Annotated in this window: 14 protein-coding genes; 4 read left to right on the top strand and 10 right to left on the bottom strand. The window is 53.2% G+C overall.

Features of this window, described 5'->3' with window-relative positions:
• Positions 1-75 precede the first annotated feature (75 nt).
• Together FOE74_RS14695 and FOE74_RS14690 are read left to right on the top strand one after the other, a co-directional pair.
• A complete protein-coding gene (locus tag FOE74_RS14695; protein ID WP_225840831.1) occupies positions 76-1,329 on the top strand; it encodes a peroxiredoxin family protein in 1,254 nt (417 codons plus the stop codon).
• Positions 1,330-1,528: 199 nt separating this feature from the next.
• The gene (locus tag FOE74_RS14690; RefSeq protein WP_149099384.1) at positions 1,529-2,641 is read left to right on the top strand and encodes a sensor histidine kinase; all 1,113 of its coding nucleotides are present in this window, start codon (positions 1,529-1,531) and stop codon (positions 2,639-2,641) included.
• Positions 2,642-2,707: 66 nt separating this feature from the next.
• Here FOE74_RS14690 and FOE74_RS14685 read toward each other — a convergent pair whose 3' ends face one another.
• Positions 2,708-3,685: a polyprenyl synthetase family protein gene (locus FOE74_RS14685; RefSeq protein WP_149099383.1), complete on the bottom strand. Its 978-nt coding sequence runs from the start codon at positions 3,683-3,685 to the stop codon at positions 2,708-2,710.
• A 104-nt stretch (positions 3,686-3,789) separates the two neighbouring features.
• Here FOE74_RS14685 and FOE74_RS14680 point away from each other — a divergent pair, with 104 nt between their 5' ends.
• Both FOE74_RS14680 and folK read left to right on the top strand, forming a co-directional pair.
• A complete protein-coding gene (locus FOE74_RS14680) occupies positions 3,790-4,650 on the top strand; it encodes an alpha/beta hydrolase family protein (protein WP_149099382.1) in 861 nt (286 codons plus the stop codon).
• Complete coding sequence (gene folK / locus FOE74_RS14675; protein ID WP_149099381.1) at positions 4,647-5,129, top strand: 2-amino-4-hydroxy-6-hydroxymethyldihydropteridine diphosphokinase; 483 nt, start codon at positions 4,647-4,649, stop codon at positions 5,127-5,129. Before FOE74_RS14680 ends, folK begins: the two co-directional genes overlap by 4 nt.
• A gap of 350 nt (positions 5,130-5,479) precedes the next feature.
• On the opposite strand, the gene FOE74_RS14670 is transcribed toward folK, so the two are convergent.
• The 9 genes from FOE74_RS14670 to FOE74_RS14630 all read right to left on the bottom strand — a co-directional run bounded on the left by FOE74_RS14670 (position 5,480) and on the right by FOE74_RS14630 (position 17,129).
• Positions 5,480-7,354 (bottom strand): polysaccharide biosynthesis protein, encoded by a 1,875-nt coding sequence (locus FOE74_RS14670; protein ID WP_188686789.1) that lies wholly within the window; start codon positions 7,352-7,354, stop codon positions 5,480-5,482.
• 71 nt (positions 7,355-7,425) lie between these two features.
• Positions 7,426-8,301 (bottom strand): ACP S-malonyltransferase, encoded by an 876-nt coding sequence (gene fabD / locus FOE74_RS14665; RefSeq protein WP_149099379.1) that lies wholly within the window; start codon positions 8,299-8,301, stop codon positions 7,426-7,428.
• A 381-nt stretch (positions 8,302-8,682) separates the two neighbouring features.
• A complete protein-coding gene (locus FOE74_RS14660) occupies positions 8,683-9,057 on the bottom strand; it encodes a hypothetical protein (RefSeq protein ID WP_149099378.1) in 375 nt (124 codons plus the stop codon).
• A 260-nt stretch (positions 9,058-9,317) separates the two neighbouring features.
• On the bottom strand, positions 9,318-9,905 hold the full coding sequence (locus FOE74_RS14655; protein ID WP_149099377.1) for a LutC/YkgG family protein: 588 nt from the start codon (positions 9,903-9,905) through the stop codon (positions 9,318-9,320).
• Positions 9,898-11,283, bottom strand: coding sequence for a lactate utilization protein B (locus FOE74_RS14650; protein ID WP_149099629.1), 1,386 nt, complete (start codon positions 11,281-11,283; stop codon positions 9,898-9,900). The genes FOE74_RS14655 and FOE74_RS14650 overlap by 8 nt, the downstream gene beginning before the upstream one ends.
• Positions 11,284-11,285: 2 nt before the next feature.
• On the bottom strand, positions 11,286-12,026 hold the full coding sequence (locus FOE74_RS14645) for a (Fe-S)-binding protein (protein ID WP_149099376.1): 741 nt from the start codon (positions 12,024-12,026) through the stop codon (positions 11,286-11,288).
• Between the two features lie 3 nt (positions 12,027-12,029).
• The gene (locus FOE74_RS14640) at positions 12,030-13,421 is read right to left on the bottom strand and encodes an FGGY-family carbohydrate kinase (protein ID WP_149099375.1); all 1,392 of its coding nucleotides are present in this window, start codon (positions 13,419-13,421) and stop codon (positions 12,030-12,032) included.
• 105 nt (positions 13,422-13,526) lie between these two features.
• Positions 13,527-14,801, bottom strand: a complete 1,275-nt coding sequence (locus tag FOE74_RS14635) for a sugar isomerase (RefSeq protein WP_149099374.1) — start codon at positions 14,799-14,801, stop codon at positions 13,527-13,529.
• A 201-nt stretch (positions 14,802-15,002) separates the two neighbouring features.
• Positions 15,003-17,129, bottom strand: coding sequence for a bifunctional aldolase/short-chain dehydrogenase (locus tag FOE74_RS14630; RefSeq protein ID WP_149099373.1), 2,127 nt, complete (start codon positions 17,127-17,129; stop codon positions 15,003-15,005).
• Positions 17,130-17,232 lie beyond the last annotated feature (103 nt).

Raw genomic sequence — 17,232 nt, 5'->3', positions numbered from 1 at the left:
TTTAAAGGCCCACCGCCCTGAAAGGTTTTTACCCGGCCATGTGGCATTTTGAAGCGCGAAGCTTACTTTTACCAGATGAACAAGAATTCCCTTTTCAAATATTCTTTTTTCACGCTGGCCTGGGCCGCCATGGGTTTACAGGGCTGTTCCTCTCCTTCTACGGCTACTTCTGAGCTGCCCGAAGGCGCCTGGCGTGGTATCCTCCAGGTAAGCAACCAACCCATGCCGTTCAACTTCACGGTTTCCACCCAGGAAGGAAAGAAGGTAGCCTATCTTCTTAACGCAGATGAGAAGATTTTGATTGATGAAATTTCCTTTTCGCAGGACAGCGTGCGGCTGCAGATGCATATTTTTGACGCGGCCCTCATTGCCAAAGTAGACGGCGACAAACTGAATGGCCGCTGGGAGCGGAAAGACCAGGCCGTACCCTACAGCCTGCCGTTTACCGCTGAAAAAGGGAAAACCGCCCGTTTTTCTGAAAACCCGGCCAAACCCGCCCTGGACGTTTCTGGCAAATGGGAAGTGCTGTTCACTCAGGAAGACGGCAAAACCTACCCGGCCATTGGCGAGTTCCAGCAGCAAGGCAATGCCCTGACCGGCACGTTCCTGACCGCTACCGGCGACTACCGCTACCTGCAGGGCCAGGTAGACGGAGATCAACTCAAGCTGTCTGCCTTTGACGGGGCGCACGCCTACCTGTTCACTGCCCAGCCCCAACCAGACGGTTCCCTCAAAGGCGACTTCTACGCGGGTCAGTCCAGCCACGAGACCTGGACGGCCAAACGCAACGACAACTTCCAACTGGCTTCCGCAGATACTTTGACTTACCTCAAACCCGGCTATGAGCGGCTGGACTTCTCTTTTCCTGACCTGAACGGCAAGAAGGTTTCGCTGAATGACCCGCAGTTCAAAGGCAAGGTGGTCATAGCGCAGATCTTCGGGTCCTGGTGCCCCAACTGCATGGATGAGACGCAATTCCTGGCGCCTTGGTACGCCAAAAACAAAAACCGGGGTGTAGAGGTAGTGGGCTTGGGCTACGAGGTAAGCCCCGACTTTGAGAAAGCCAAAGCACGGGTAGAGAAAATGCGCGACCGGCTCAACGTCACGTACCCCTTGCTGATTGGCGGCACCAAAGACAAGGAACTGGTGGCCAAGTCACTGCCGGCTTTGAACCACGTACTCTCCTTCCCTACCACCATCTTCATTGACAAGCAGGGCAAGGTGCGCAAAATCCACACTGGCTTCTCGGGCCCTGGCACCGGCAAGTATTATGACGCGTTTGTGCAGGATTTCAATAAAACCGTTGATGAACTGTTGGCGGAGAAATAACCACCAGTCAGTTAGGGCTTGAGGTTGGATTATCCGCCTGAAGAGGAAATGTTTAACCGTCCCCTTGCTTTTCCTCCTTGCCTTAAATCTGTTTCAGACCAATTAACGTAAACCCAAGCTTTTAGCCAAAGCTTGGGTTTTTCTGGAAACAGAAAATACCTTCAGGCTTACCCTTGCCATTCCCAAACAGTTTTAAGCCATGCCCCAATCAAATCCTGACAGCGCCAAAACCAAAAAAGAGCTGATTGAACTGAATGACGAGCTGGAGAATTATTTCCAGAACACCATTATTCCGCAGCTGTTTGTAGACGCTGATTTGATTCTCAGAAAGTTCACCCCGCCGGCCATGAAGCAGTTTGACTTCTCGCCAAAACACATTGGCCGGCCCATGGAAGAAATGGTGGACAACATCAGGTATTCCACCATTGTAGAGAACATAGAGGAGGTCATTAAAACCGGGGAGATCTTTGAGAAGGAAATCCAGACGTCTGACTTCAGGTGGTTCCAGATGAATATCCTCCCTTACATCATCTTAAAGGAGAAAAAGACCAACGGGGTCATCATCACGTTTGTAGACATCACAGACCGCATGAAAAACCTGCGGGAGTTGGAAAGGCTTAACACATCGCATGAGACCTTTATCTACTCGGTTTCCCATGACCTGAAGGCCCCCCTTTCTAACATTGAAGGGTTGGTCCACAACTTACTGGAAATCTCAGATGAACTAGCCAAGGGCAAAGCCGATAGCAAAGAAGAGCAGAAGTTGGTGGCGGGCATGTTGGAAAAATCCGTGAAGTCCATGCGGAACATCATCAACGAGCTATCTGAGATAACCAAGATTGAAGGCAACTACCAGGAAAAGCTGGAGACGATCCAGTTTGACGACATTCTGAAAGAAGTGGAGCTGACGATCAAGGAAAAAATAAACGAAAGCAAGGCGCACCTCCACTTTAACCTGAAAGAAACCCAAATCAAATTCTCCCGCAAAAACCTAAGGAGTATTCTTTACAACCTGCTCAGCAACGGCATTAAGTACCGCGCCCCTGGCATAGAACCAGAGATCCATATCAAAACCAGAAAGACGAAGGATTTTACCGTGATCTCTGTCAAAGACAATGGCCTGGGCATTGCGAAAGACAAGCTGGATTCCATCTTCATTCCTTTCACCCGCTATGAGAAAAAGGTGGAAGGAACCGGCATAGGGCTTTACCTTGTGAAGAAAATAGTGGAGAATGCCGGGGGAAAAATCACCGTCAAGAGCAAGCCAGGAGAAGGCTCTGAATTCAAGGTCTATTTACAAGAACAGGCGTAAAATAGATGCAGGATGTTCCTATTTTGGACCTCCTTTCTTCCAACCAGGCCTAAATCAGCCAGACACCTATTTCTCGCGTTCTATGGTGTAGCGGATGAGTTGCTCCAGGGAATCCCTGGAGGGCGAAGCCGGGAACGTGTGCAGCAGCTCCAGGGCGTCGGCGTGCAGTTTGTTCATGCACTGGATAGAGTACTCCAGGCCGCCTGATTTCTTCACGAAGTCAATCACCGCATTGATCCGTTCAGATTTGCCGTTGTTGTTCTTTACTTGGTAGATGATCTGGCGCTTGGTAAGCCAATCGGCCTTTTGCAGGGCGAAGATCAGGGGCAGGGTCATCTTCTTTTCCTTGATGTCTATGCCCACAGGCTTCCCGATCTCGGCGGTGCCGTAGTCAAACAAATCATCTTTGATCTGGAAGGCCAGCCCTACCTTCTCCCCAAACAGGCGCGCTCGTTCCACCAAGGCCGCATCAGCTCCCACCGAGGACACGCCTACGGCACAGCAAGAGGCAATCAACGAAGCCGTTTTTTGCCTGATGATATCAAAATAGACCTCTTCGGTGATGTCCAGCCGACGGGCTTTTTCCATCTGGAGCAGTTCGCCCTCGCTCATTTCGCGCACGGCGTTGCTCACGATCTTGAGGAGCCCAAAATCATCATTGTTGAGCGAAAGCAGCAAGCCCTTGGAGAGAAGGTAATCCCCCACCAGCACCGCGATCTTGTTTTTCCAGAGGGCGTTCACCGAGAAGAATCCCCGGCGGTAGTTGGAATCGTCTACCACGTCATCGTGCACCAGGGTGGCCGTGTGCAGGAGTTCAATGAGCGCGGCGCCCCGATACGTGGCATCGGGGATCTGTTCCTGGACGAGCTTGGCCATGAAAAACACGAACATGGGCCGCATCTGCTTGCCCTTGCGTTTCACAATGTAGCCCATGATCTTGTCCAGGAGCAAAACGTTTGATTGCATAGACTGGCGGAATTTCTTTTCGAATTCCTGCATCTCAATCGCAATCGGGGCCTGTATCTGGTCTAAAGGGCTGCTCATCTCTCGGGCGCAATATTACGAGGCTCCGCCCTCAGAAGCAAACGCCGGTTTGGAATTCCCGTTATTCCCGCGTTACTTCCCGGCTTTTTAAGATATTTGCGTCTATGATAAAACGCGCCCACTTTCTTCTCTCCTCCCCCCACGGCCGTGACTTTGCGGTAGACGCCCGCTGGCTCGCAGACGGCCAAGCCAAACCGGTGGTGGTGTTTGTGCACGGCTTCAAAGGATTCAAAGACTGGGGCCATTTCAACCTGCTCGCCGACTATTTCGCGCACCACGGCTTCGTGTTCGTGAAACTCAACCTCTCCCACAACGGGGTAGAACCAGACGGCAGTGACCTGACCAATCTGGAAGCCTTCGGGAACAACAATTTCTGCATTGAGCTAGACGACGTGGGCACGTTGCTGGACTACCTGAAAACCAACCCTGCCGCTATTCCAGCCCAGGAGATTGATACCGACTACCTTTTCCTGATTGGCCACAGCCGCGGGGGCGGACTGGTCTTGTTGAAGGCCGCGGAGGCCCCAGAGGTAACGGCGGTGGCCACCTGGTCCGCCATCAGTGACATAGACCAGCGCTGGGCCCCAGAGGTCATGGCTAAGTGGAAGCAAGACGGGGTACAGTACATTGCCAACGCCCGCACCGGCCAGCAGATGCCCCTCTACTACCAGTTGGTGGAGAACTTCCATGCCAACCGGGCAAGGCTGGACATTCCCAAAGCCATAGAGAAACTACAGATGCCGTTGCTGCTTGTGCACGGGGAGAAAGACGAAACCCTGCCCGTGCAGATGGCGCATAGCCTGCATGCTGCTAACCCTTACGCAGAGCTTTTCCTTCTGCCGGAAGGCGACCATGCCTTCGGGGGCCGCCACCCCTACGACCAGGAACACCTGCCAGACCTGGCCAAAGCCGCCGCCGACAAAACCATCCAATTCTTCCAAGACACCCTGGCGCGCCTTTCATGACTTCTCTGTACCTCCTGCTAGGCAGCAACCTGGGCGACCGCTGCTTTTACTTAGCGGAAGCCACCACCCGTTTAGAGGCCCTTTTCGGGAAAACAAGGCAAAAATCCAGCTTCTACGAGACGGCGGCCTGGGGCCTGGAAGACCAACCCCCGTTCCTGAACCAGGTGCTGGTCTTCAACACCGGCTTTTCGCCCAGGGTAGTCCTGGCCCTTACCCAACGCATAGAACAGGACCTGGGCCGCATCAGAAAGGAGCGCTGGGGAGCCCGGGTGATTGATATTGATGTGCTGTTTTATGGCCAACAGGTGATAACCACCCCGGAATTACACCTGCCCCACCCACAGCTCCACCTCCGCCGGTTCACATTAACGCCCTTAGCCCAGGTAGCCCCCACCTTTATGCACCCGGTCCTGCAGAAAACTATATCCCAACTACTGGAAGAATGCCCAGACCCGCTGGAAGTGAAAGAAGTTGGGTAATAATGTGCTAATTTTTTAATGTGCTAATGTGAAGATTTGAAGATGTGAAGATTTGGAGATGTGGAGATGTGAAAATGAGGCAATGGGCTGAGGTGTTGAAGGTAAAATTGGGCAATTATTTTTAGGCTGATGCCCTAAATGGGCCTGATTTTAAAGAAATCTTGTCAAAACGCCCAAGAAATGGGGTTGGTAACCTATAGAAAACACTTTAGGTTTACTTTAGTAAAACAGGTCAAAAACTGAAGAGTAGATCAGGGAGAGGTCATCGGTTAACAACGATTTAGCTCATTTCCAATCCCCAAATTTCCAAATCTTCAAATTTCCAAATTAACAAATTAGCACATTAACCCTTACTTGCGCACATCGAATTTCTGGTAGACAGAGTTCTGGCTTACGTACTCCGGCACCAGCTGCTTCATTTTCTTGATCACTGCCACATTGTTCTGTGAAGCGAAAAGGTCGATCAGGGCCTGGGTTTCGTGGAGCACCTGCTCACTGTGGGGCGTGGGTAGGTTGGCCAGCCTGATCTTGGGGTGCGCGGTGGCCTGCACCGATTCATTCTCATGGAACAGCTCTTCCTCCAGCTTTTCGCCGGGTCTCAATCCTGTATACACAAGTTGGATGTCTTTGCCTAGCGTCAGGCCAGAGAGTTTGATCATCTTTTTGGCCAGGTCCACGATCTTAATGGAGTCACCCATGTCAAAGATATAGATTTCGCCGCCGGTGCCCATTGAGGCCGCTTCCAACACCAGCTGGCAGGCTTCCCTGATGGACATAAAGTACCGGGAAATATCAGGGTGCGTCACCGTAACGGGGCCGCCGTCTTCAATCTGCTTTCTGAACCGGGGAATCACGGAACCCGTGCTGCCCAGCACATTCCCGAAGCGGGTAGTCACAAAACGGGTGCGCTTGTTGCCGGAATCGCGGAGGTAATGGTCCAGGGCCTGCACGTACATCTCGCAGAGCCGTTTAGAGGCGCCCATGACACTGGTAGGGTTCACGGCTTTGTCGGTGGAAAGGAGCACGAACTTCTGGGCCTGGTACTTGATGGCCAGATCCGCCAGTATTTTGGTACCCAGAATATTGGTATTCAACGACTCCGTAGGGTTCTCCTCCATCACCGGCACGTGTTTGTAGGCCGCGCAATGGAAAACCAGCTCCGGCCTGAAGCTGCGGAAAACCGCTTCCATGCGTTCTTTGTGGCAGATATCGCCCAGCACTACCTCAAAGTGGAGCTTTACATACAGTTCCGTCAGTTCCAGTTCCAGGTCATACAAAGCAGATTCGGCCTGGTCTAACAAGATCAATTGCTTTGGCTTGAACTTAATGAGTTGCCGCACCAACTCGCTCCCAATGGAGCCCGCGGCGCCGGTGACCAAGATGGTGCGGTTCTGCAGTTCCTTGTGCAGCAGAGGAGAATCAATCTCGGCGGCGGGCCGACCTAAGACATCCTCAATGCGCACTTCCCTGATCTGCTTGAAACTGAGTTCACCGTTGATCCATTTATAGACGGGTGGCACCACCAACACCTGTACCCCGGCATTGAGACACGCTTCTACCAAGGTCCGGCGCCGGGCAATAGGAAGCTGCTGCACCGCCACGATCAGCAGATCTACCTGCAGGGAGGCAAGGTGCTTTTCCAGATCTGCCGCCGGACAGGTGATGGGCACCCCGTTGATGATCAGGTTCTGCTTGGCTTTGTCATCATCCAGGAAAGTCACGAAGTTGTAATACGTGCCCATGTCTTGCTGCAAGGTCTGGAGGGTGATGCTGCCCACCTCGCCCGCGCCAAAGATGACCACATTGACCTTGCTGGAACTACTATGCTGCCACTCATAATGCACGATCTTGGCCCACACCCTAAACAAGGACATAGCCAGGATGCTCCCCAGAAAGTCAATCAGAAGCACCGAGATGGGAATAAAATTCTGGAAACCCAGCAGCTTGTTGTAGACTAGCTGCGCGAAAATCAGCAGAAATGAGCTGGCCGTGAGCGCCAGGAACAGCTTGCGCAGGTCATCTAAGCTGGTGTAGCGCAGAATGCCGGCATACGTGCGGAAGTAATAAAAGGCAATAGCCCTTACCACCAGTACAATGGGCAGCATCTGCACCACTGAAAGCTCTGTGTACTTCTTCAGGTCAAAGTTATAGCGCAACAGGTACGCCATGAAAAAAGACAGGGCACATAAACAGATGTCCAGGCCAAACACTAATTGTCTTGGCATTTTCTGGTTGAAAAGCTGCTGTATGTGCCCCATCTCGCGTTTTATCTGGTTGCCGGAAAAGCAAACTTGGTTTATCCTACCTGGCTAACTTCGGCGTTCTTGTCAATTTTTTTCACCAATCCCTGCAACACCTTGCCGGGCCCGCACTCCACAAAGAGTGTTGCGCCGTCAGCGATCATCTGCTGCACAGACTGAGTCCAACGTACGGGAGCGGTCAATTGTTGGATAAGGTTCTGTTGGATTTCTTGCGGATCTACGTGCGGTTTCGCGTCTACATTCTGGTAAACAGGGCAAATACCCTGCTTGAACTCCGTCTGTTTGATGGCTTCCTCCAGTTCCGCCTCCGCTGATTTCATAAGGGGCGAATGGAAAGCACCGCCCACAGGCAATACGAGGGCCCGTTTGGCACCGGCGGCTTTCAGGCGCTCACAGGCTTCCTGAACCCCGGCAATAGAGCCCGAAATTACCAACTGGCCCGGGCAGTTGAAGTTGGCAGCTACCACTACCTCGTCCACTTCGGCGCAGATTTGCTCTACTTTTTCATCTTCCAGGCCTAAAATAGCCGCCATGGTAGAAGGCTGCTCTTCGCAGGCCTTTTGCATAGCCAGGGCACGTTTAGACACCAGTCGCAGGGCATCTTCAAAAGACAATACCTTATTAGCCACCAGGGCAGAGAATTCACCCAGAGAATGACCGGCCACCATCTCAGGCTGGAAGTCCTCGGCCACTGCCGCCTGAATGACGGAATGCAGGAAAATGGCGGGTTGGGTTACTTTGGTTTGTTTCAGTTCCTCGTCGGTCCCGGAGAACATGATATCGGTGATGCGGAACCCCAGGATCTCATTGGCTTTTTCAAAAAGGTCTTTGGCGGCGGGGTGCTGCTCATAGAGGTCTTTGCCCATTCCTACAAACTGAGAGCCTTGGCCCGGGAAAACATATGCTTTCATGCGTTGCGTGTTATAGAGGTTTTCAGCCTATTTTCTGCAAATAAGACTTAAAACGTACGTTTTAATTTTTTTGGTAAAAGCAAAGATATAAAAATGGTGTCCATCTTTCATGAAAATAGCCAACTTGGACTATACCTGATGGGGTAAGGCAGGGAACGTTTCCTTAGGTGCTAAAGCACCCAAGGTACCTGATGGAGGACAAATAGAGGATTTATCTGATGGGAAGTTTCCGCCAAAAAATAAAGATTCCGCACTTGCGTAAGGCAGGAAGAGGGCGGCAGCCCGTTAAACCTGAAACAAGCTGTTTTCTTTTCAGAAAGGAAAAAGGCTGGGGTTGAAGTTCAGGCCGAACCAAGTGAAAAAAGAAGCTTAGACGGTTCTTCAGTAGGCTTTTACACTGGAGGCTTTCAGCCCTAATTCTAAAAAATAACTTAATTTCTCATGCACTACCTTGCGAGAGGTACAGCTTTCCGCTTCTTTCTCTAAGGTATACACCACCCCGCTCACAGGATCAAAGGCCCCTAAGGCAAAATGTTTCCCTTCCCTCTCCCCTTTTTTAAGAAACCGGATGGCTGAATATAGATCAGAAAACATGTGCTGAATCACCACTCCATACCGGGAGGCAACAGCAATAATTTGTTTGGAGGTATCCATAGCGAAACACGATGTTTTTCTAAAAGCAGGTTCAATCTTCAGGGGCTTTGCTGTAAAAGAAGGGTCAGGTGAGGCAAGGATTTTTAAAGAGGCATCACCCAAATAGGAGGTTGTTAGGCAGAAGGGTCCGAAGTATCTTTTAGGTGGTTATATATTATTGCTTTTCAAATATTAGATAGTGACTTAGCGGTTGATCAGCCTCCGGGATTCTATGCAAGACTGGTTACCGATTGTTTATTAGGATATAACTTTAAAGGGCAAGGGGTAAGAAGGATAATATAGGGCAGTTACTATTTCTGTTATACTTATTTCTTATAGAGGGCTTGTAGATGTTGCTTTGCTTTTGTCTTACTTACTCATCTTTACTCCATCAGAAACACAGTCAGGGTTCTGGGGCCGTGGGCTCCTAAAACCAGGGACTGCTCAATGTCTGCCGTTTTGGAAGGCCCGGCAATAAAGACCCCGTACCCGTATTCTGCGTCGCCAATTTTCTCGTAGGCATCATGCATCAAGGGCACCATCTGGTGTTTTGGCAGAATAATAGCCAAATGCTGACAGATGAACGGCACCACCCGCACCCCCAGCAGATCCTCGGTCACCCAGCAAGCCCCGTTTTCCGCTACTCCAAAATGCCCTTTTATGATGGCCAGGTCCACGTTCTCCAACAGGTGCCGTTGTGGGTCTTCCAACGCCGTGGCATCTGCAAAAGAGGATACTTCCGGCACGTGGGAGATGATCCGGTGGTGGGCCTTGAAATCCTGCAGCAGGATTTCCTGGATCTCCTCATAATCCCTCACTTCTAGCACCCAGCTCCCAATGTTCACGGCTACCTGAGAAAACTTCTCCACCAGGTCAGGCGTCTCCAGTTGAAAAGAGGGCACCAGCGGCAAAGGTGTCAAAGCAGGTTGGTTCTGGGCCACGGCAGCCAGTATGCGTTCTCTGCTAGTCATGCTGTGGGCGGTTTTTGCGGTACCATTCGCCAAAAGATTCTTTTGGAGGCTGCGGCATCTCGCGCTGTTTGTACCAGGGATTCATCTGGTTGCTGACCAAAAAAGGAACGGTTTTCATAAACCAGCGGCCCGCTTTGCCCGACAGCTTAAAGGTGTTGGGCGAAGACAGCACCAGGTTCATGGCTTTCATACCGATGGCCTTCTTTGGATCAGCGTAGCCTTCCTTCACAATTACCTGCCGCCATTTGTAGAGTTGGGTGTGGATGTCAATCTTCACGGGGCACACGTTGGAGCAGGAGCCGCACAAGGTGGAGGCAAAGGGCAGATCGGCGTGCTTCTTCATGTCCAGGTTAGGGGCCAGAATAGACCCGATAGGTCCCGCCACCGCCGACTGGTAACTGTGTCCGCCGCTTCTCCGGTACACCGGGCAGGTGTTCATGCAGGCCCCGCACCGGATGCACTTAAGCGAGTTCCGGAAATCCTCGCGCCCTAACTGCACGCTGCGGCCGTTGTCTACCAAAATGAGGTGCAGTTCATGCCCGGGACGGGGCTTCTTGAAGTGGCTGGAATAGGTGGTAATGGGCTGACCGGTGGCGCTTCTGGTCAATAATCGTAAAAACACCCCTAAATCAGACCGTCTGGGAATCAGCTTTTCAATTCCCATGCTGGCAATGTGCACATCTGCCAGGTGAGCACCCATATCGGCGTTGCCCTCATTGGTGCAGACCACGAACTCCCCGGTTTCGGCAATAGCGAAGTTCACTCCGGTAAGGGCCGCCTTACGGGTCAGGAACGTCTCGCGCAGGTGCTGGCGAGCAGTTTCGGTTAAAATCTGCGGGTCCGACAAGCCGGCCTCGGTGCCCAGGTGCTGGTGGAAGATATTGCCTATTTCCTCTTTCTTTAAATGGATACAGGGCAGCACAATGTGACTGGGCGGCTCTTTGGCCAGCTGCACAATGCGTTCCCCTAAATCAGAATCGATCACCTCCAGGCCTTGCTGTTCCAGGTAATCGTTCAGGTGGCATTCCTCGGTGAGCATGGATTTACTTTTCACCATTTGGGTCACCCCGTGCTGCTGGAGAATGGAGTGCACGATCTGGTTATGCTCCTGCGCATCGGCTGCCCAATGCACCGTCATACCATTGGCTTGGGCATTGGCCTCAAACTGCTGCAAATACTGGCTCAGGTTAGACAGGGTATGGAATTTGATCTGCGAGGCCGTCTCGCGCAGCAGCTCCCAGTCTGGGATGGCAAAGGCGGCCCGGTCGCGCTTCTCCCGGATAAACCAGAGCGTCTCGTCGTGCCAGTTGACCCGTGGTTCGTCCTGGTTGAAATCCTCGGCCAGTGCCGCGTGGTCTTTGGTGTGCTCTTCCTTCATCCTCATCCCTCCTGCGCGTTTAAGATCTCGGCGATGTGCATCACCTTCACGTTGCTTTTCTGCCTTCTCAGAATGCCTTCCAAGTGCATAAGGCAACTCATGTCGGCTCCCGTGATGACCTCGGCCTGGTGTTGCAGGTGGTCCGCTACGCGGTCTTTGCCCATCTTTACGGAGACGGCTTCCTCCGCTACGCAAAACGTGCCCCCAAAACCGCAGCACTCGTCTTTCCGGGAAAGCGAGATCAGTTCCAGGTCCTGCACCATGCTCAGCAGTTGCTCAGGCTTGGAAAAGGCCGGGGCCACCAATTCTGACATCTGCGCCAATCCCAGACCCCGTTGGCCGTGGCAGCTCTGGTGCAGCCCTACCTTGTGCGGGAAGCGGGCAGTCAGTTTCTCTACTTTCACCACATCCGTCAGGAATTCCACTAACTCGTAAACTTTCCCTCGTATGCCCTGGGCCTGGTCTTCGTGCTTCTCTGAGTGCAGGTGGTCTTTGATGTGCAACACACAGCTTCCCGAGGGAGACACGATATAATCAAATTGGGCGAAGTTCTGCACAAAGAGCTCGTTGCAGTCTTTGGTGAGGTGCTCAAACCCGGAGTTGGCCATGGGTTGCCCGCAGCAGGTCTGCCGCTGGGGGTACACCACCTTCACTCCTGCTTTCTCCAGCAGTTCCAGCGTGGCAATGGCCGCGTTGGGGTAAAACTGATCCACGTAACAAGGAATGAAAAGCCCTACCGTCATCTTCTATGCCTCCTGGTGGGTTACTGCGTAATATTTCAGTTCAATGAGATCATTGGGAAACGGCTTGGTGTTCCACTGCGGGTGTATGGCCAAGGCCGTACCAATGGCGGTAGCCTGCGCCAGGGAAGCGGCGTACACTTCCTTCTCTGGAAAATGGCCGGCCAACAGGTTCATGTAAATGGCGTTCTTACCGAAGCCTCCGTCCACAAAAATCCGTTTTACCCCAGTATCCTGCAGCACCAATTGGCTCGAAGCCACCTGCTGCGCCACCAAGTCCAGCATGAACTGGTGGTAGGCCTCTACCCCGTTTGAAAAAGCCGCCAGATCCCGCTCCGCAAAACCGGAGGTGGGCAAGGCATTGCCTTTCTCCTGGTTGACTTCTGGAGTTCTCTGGTTTCGCTGCAGTTTCTGGATGATCTCCGGGTGATACTCCAATGTCTTGAACAAAGCGGTACTCATGTCAAAATGGATGGCGATGCGTTTCACCTCCTGTTCATGCTCATACCCGCCAAAGAAACGGGAGGCCTTCACGGGTTTGCCTTTGTACTGTAGATAACTGAGGCAATCCTGCTTCAACTCCTCGGCCGTGAGGGGCGCGGTATTGAACGGGTTGAGCGTGATGCACCAGGTACCGGTGGAGATCAGGGCAAATGGTTCCTGGAAATTCACCAGGTACGGGATCAACGCCGCCGAACTGTCATGCAGCCCAATGCCTACTTTGTAGGTGTTTCCCGGAAAACAGGCCGAAAGCACCTCGTCGGCTCCTTTCAGCGGGGCCAGTTTCTCCCGTATGCCTTCCTGGTCTACCCACGCGTGGTAATCCCCTTTGGTAAAATCCCAGAGGTTGGTATGGCAGCCTATGCTGGTGATGTCTGAATAAAACTCGCCGGAAATAAGGGAGCTGAGGTATTGAGGCAAGTGCAGCGCGTACTTCATCTGCTGGAATACCACGGGCTGCTCCTGCTTAATCCGGTACAACTGCATGCCTGAGTTGAGACTACCCAGCACCGGCGAGGCGGTTTCCTTTGAAAAATTCTCCTCTCCCCCGTAGGTAGCGTAGAACTGCTTCTGCAGCTCCTCAGGATAGGGTTTCAGGTAATTGTAAAGGGGCGTGAGCGGCTTGCCGTCTTCGTCTACGTACACGAAACTGGCCCCGTAAGTGGAGAAGTTGATGGCCTTGATCTCAAATTCAGGCCGTTTGAAGACCGCCCGCAAAGAATCAAACACCGATAACCGCAGGCTTTCCAGGTTTTCGCACGGGTCACCGTCTTCATCTACCGTCTCGGTAAACTTAGCCGTCCGCTCATACACGATCCGATAGTGCTCATCAAAGAGGAACAGCTTCTTGTTGGTCTTGCCCACGTCAAAGATGGCGATTACCGGTATCTTCTGCATGCCTTGGTTAATTGAGTGATGGAGTGATGGAGTGAAAGAGAGAATAGAAAGGGAAGGTTCACCCTCTTCCTTCTCTCGTTCCAACCTCAAGGTCTTCGTCTTTGCCTATAAACCAGAGGAAACGGTTTTAAGGCCTCTTTCCTGAATCAGGTTCTCCCGCACCTTCAGCTGACGGTACAGTTGCAAGGCGTTCACGGCTCCGCCCGCCCGCATTTGCGCCTCGGCCACCAAGGGCCGCACATCAGTACGGAAAGCGTCTTGCAGGATTTCCTGCGCCCGGGCCACGTCGTTCTGCTGCTGGGCCTCATTCAAGGCGGTTCTGTCTACCATTAACGACTGCGCATAGGCAATCATGATGGCCTGCACCGACTGCAACAGATCTTCCAATGGGTCTTTCAGGTTGTGCGAGGCGTCAATCATCCAACCCAGATCAGTGGCGTGGTTCATGCCTCGGGCGTCCATGCCCTCTACCAGTTCATTGAAGATCAAAAACAGTTGGTAAGGCTTGATGCTGCCGGCAGTTAGGTCATCATCTGCGTACTTGGAATCGTTGAAGTGGAACCCGCCCAACTTGCCTTCCATCAAGAGCAGAGAAACGATCTGCTCAATGTTGGCATTGGGCAAATGGTGCCCAAGGTCTACCAGGGTATAAGCTTTAGGACCCAGTTTGTTCGCGTACAGCAAAGACTGGCCCCAATCGCCCACGGTGGTGGAATAGAAATTGGGTTCGAAGGCTTTGTACTCCACGTACACTTTCCAGTTATCTGGTAAGGCGGCGTACACCTCCTGCAGGCACTCCAGCGTGTTCTGGAACGCCTTCCGGAAATTCAGCTGGCCCGGGAAGCTGGAGCCATCGGCGAGCCAAACGGTCAACGAATCTGAACCCAGTTCCACGCCGTGTTTGATCACCTCAATATTATGGTCAATGGCTTGTTGGCGCACCGCCCGGTCCACGTGTTGCATAGACCCGAACTTGTAGCTCTTGGCCTGGTCCGCTTGGTCCTGGAACGTGTTGGAGTTGACGGCATCAAACTTGAGCCCGAATTGGGCCGCCAGGGCTTTGGTGGCTTTGTAGTCCTGCGGAATGTCCCAGGGAATGTGCAGCGAGATGGCCCCGCTGGAGCGGTTCAAGGCGTGCAGCAAGCCCACGTCCTCAATCTTCTCTTCCAGGCTTCTGGGCTCGCCGCCCCCGGAGAAACGCCCGAAACGGGTTCCGCCGGTTCCCAAGGCCCACGAAGGAATGGCAATCTGAAAATCCACCAGCTTCTGCAGCACCTCCTCCACCTTGGGAAGCCCCTCGGCCAGGAACTCAAACTTGCGCGTATGTTCCGCCTGCTGGCTGTGGTTGAATTCGTCTATTTTATATTTCTCTAGTTGCATGGCTTTGTTTGTTAGGTCCCCCCTCCGGAGAGAGAAGGATGGGACATGGGTTTTGGTCTTGATTTTCAGAAAACCGCCTGAAAACAGCGAAGCTTGTGGCAATGCCCTTTCCTCAGCTCATTTCACGGTAGTTCAAGGGTAAGCTAAATCGTTTTGGGGCCATTTCCAGAGAAACAGCGCCAAAACGATTGCCTTAGCCGGCTACCTGGGGAAGGCGATGGCCACGCCGCCGTCCACGTTGAGCATGTTTCCCGTGGATTTGCTCAGCAGTCCGCCCACAAAGGCGAAGCAGGCATTGGCGATGTCCTCCGGCAGAATGATCTGATTCAGCAGCGTGCGTTTGGCGTAGTAAGCCGGCAGTTCCTCTACGGTGATGCCGTAGGCTTTCGCCCGCCCTTCGGCCCAGCCACCGGCCCAGATGTTGCTGTCTGAGATCACCGCGTCGGGGTTCACCACGTTCACCCGGATTCCGTCGGCGCCTAGTTCGGCGGCATTGAGGCGGCTCAGGTGCAGCTGGGCGGCTTTTGCGCTGCCGTAACCGGCGTTGTTGGGTCCGCTCACCAGGGCGTTCTTGCTCACGATGTTGAGGATATCGCCGCCAATGGCTTGCTTGCGCATCACTTCCACCGCGGCCTGCGTCACGAAGAATTGGCCCTTCACCAACACATCATACAGCAAGTCCCAGTCTTTCTCCTGGTGGGCTTCAATGGTTTTGGAGATGGACAGGCCCGCGTTGTTGATCACGATGTCAATGCCCCCAAAAGCCAGGGCCGCGGTGGCAAATGCCTCGTGAATCTCGTCGCTCTTGGTCACATCCAGGGTAGCCGTGGCGTAGGAATCTTTGCCGTACTGCTTCTTGAACTCCTCGCCGGCACTTTGCAGGCGTTCCTCGTTCATGTCGTTCAGGATCACCACGCCGCCTTCCTCCACAAACTTCTTCGCGATGGCTTTGCCAATCCCCCCGGCACTTCCCGTGATCAGGGCAATCTTGCCGGAAAGGGCTTTAGGCTTTGGCATGCGCTGCAGCTTGGCTTCTTCCAGGAGCCAGTACTCAATGTCAAAGGCTTCCTGACGCGGCAAAGAGGTGTATTCTGAAATGGCCTCGGCTCCTTTCATCACGTTGATGGCGTTCACGTAGAACTCAGAAGCCACGCGGGCGGTCTGCTTGTCTTTGGAGAAGGAGAACATGCCCACTCCCGGGTACAGGATGATCACCGGGTTGGTATCTCTGATGGCCGGGCTGTTGGGGTGCTTGCAGGATTCGTAGTACTGGGTATACATCTGGCGGTATTGAGCAAAAGCAGGCGCTAAACGCTCCTTCAAAACCTTCACGTCAGACAGATCCTCACCGGGCTGCAGGTCCAGTACCAACGGGCTGATCTTGGTGCGCAGGAAGTGGTCTGGGCAACTGGTACCCAGGGGCGCCAACCGGTCCAAATCATGGGAGTTGGTAAACTCCAGCACGCGGGCATCATCGGTGAAATGGCCCACCATGTGGCGCTCGCTGGAGCAGAAACCTCGCAAGACCGGAGCCAAAGCCGCGGCTTGTTGCAGGCGCTGCCCAGCAGGCAGGCTCTCTATTCTGGCTCCGCCGAAGGCCGGACCGTTTTTAGCATAGTTTTCTTCTAAATATTCAGCACACTGCTCAATCACCTCCAGGGTGTTCAAGTAGCTTTCATAGGCGGTGTCACCCCAGGTGAAAAGGCCGTGCGAACCCAGCATGATGCCCCTGATGCCGGGGTTCTCGTTCAGGCACTGGCGCAGCTGTAATCCCAGGTCGAAGCCCGGGCGCTGCCAGTCTACCCAGCCAATGGCCCCACCAAAGAGTTCTTCGGTGATGCGCTTGCCGTCTTTGGCCGCCGCAATGGCGATGGCCGCGTCTGGGTGCAGGTGGTCTATGTGCTTGAACGGCAGAAAACCGTGCAAAGGCGTGTCAATGGACGGGGCTTTGGAGGCCAGGTCAAAGATGCTGTGGTTGAACAGCTCCACCATCTCGTCTTCGTGGGCAATGCCGCGGTAGACACTCTCCAGGCTTCTGAGCCGGTCTACGTACAAAGCCGCCAAACCACTTTTCTTCAGGGTCCCAATGTCACCGCCGGAACCTTTGATCCACATCACCTCCGTCTCCTGACCGGTCAAGGGGTCCTTGGCCGTGGTCTTGCAGGAGGTGTTTCCCCCGCCGTAATTCGTCAGGCGCAGGTCTGCCCCCAACAGGTTAGAGCGGTAGATCAGCAGTGCTACCTCATCGCCCTCCAGTTCGGCCGCCTTGGCCTCGTCCCACAGATAGCTCACGTGCTTGAATGTGGTGTTTGTCTTAACTTCTGACATAAAACACAATATGAAAGTGTAGATGGTTGATTGCGCCCTCTGTCAAGGAAAGGCGCTGTTTTTGGTATGTTTTCAGGAAATCAGATGCTAAACGCGCCTCTGA

Source organism: Rufibacter glacialis (assembly GCF_008271745.1).
Classification (GTDB): domain Bacteria; phylum Bacteroidota; class Bacteroidia; order Cytophagales; family Hymenobacteraceae; genus Nibribacter; species Nibribacter glacialis.
This window is presented reverse-complemented; position numbering and strand designations above follow the sequence as displayed.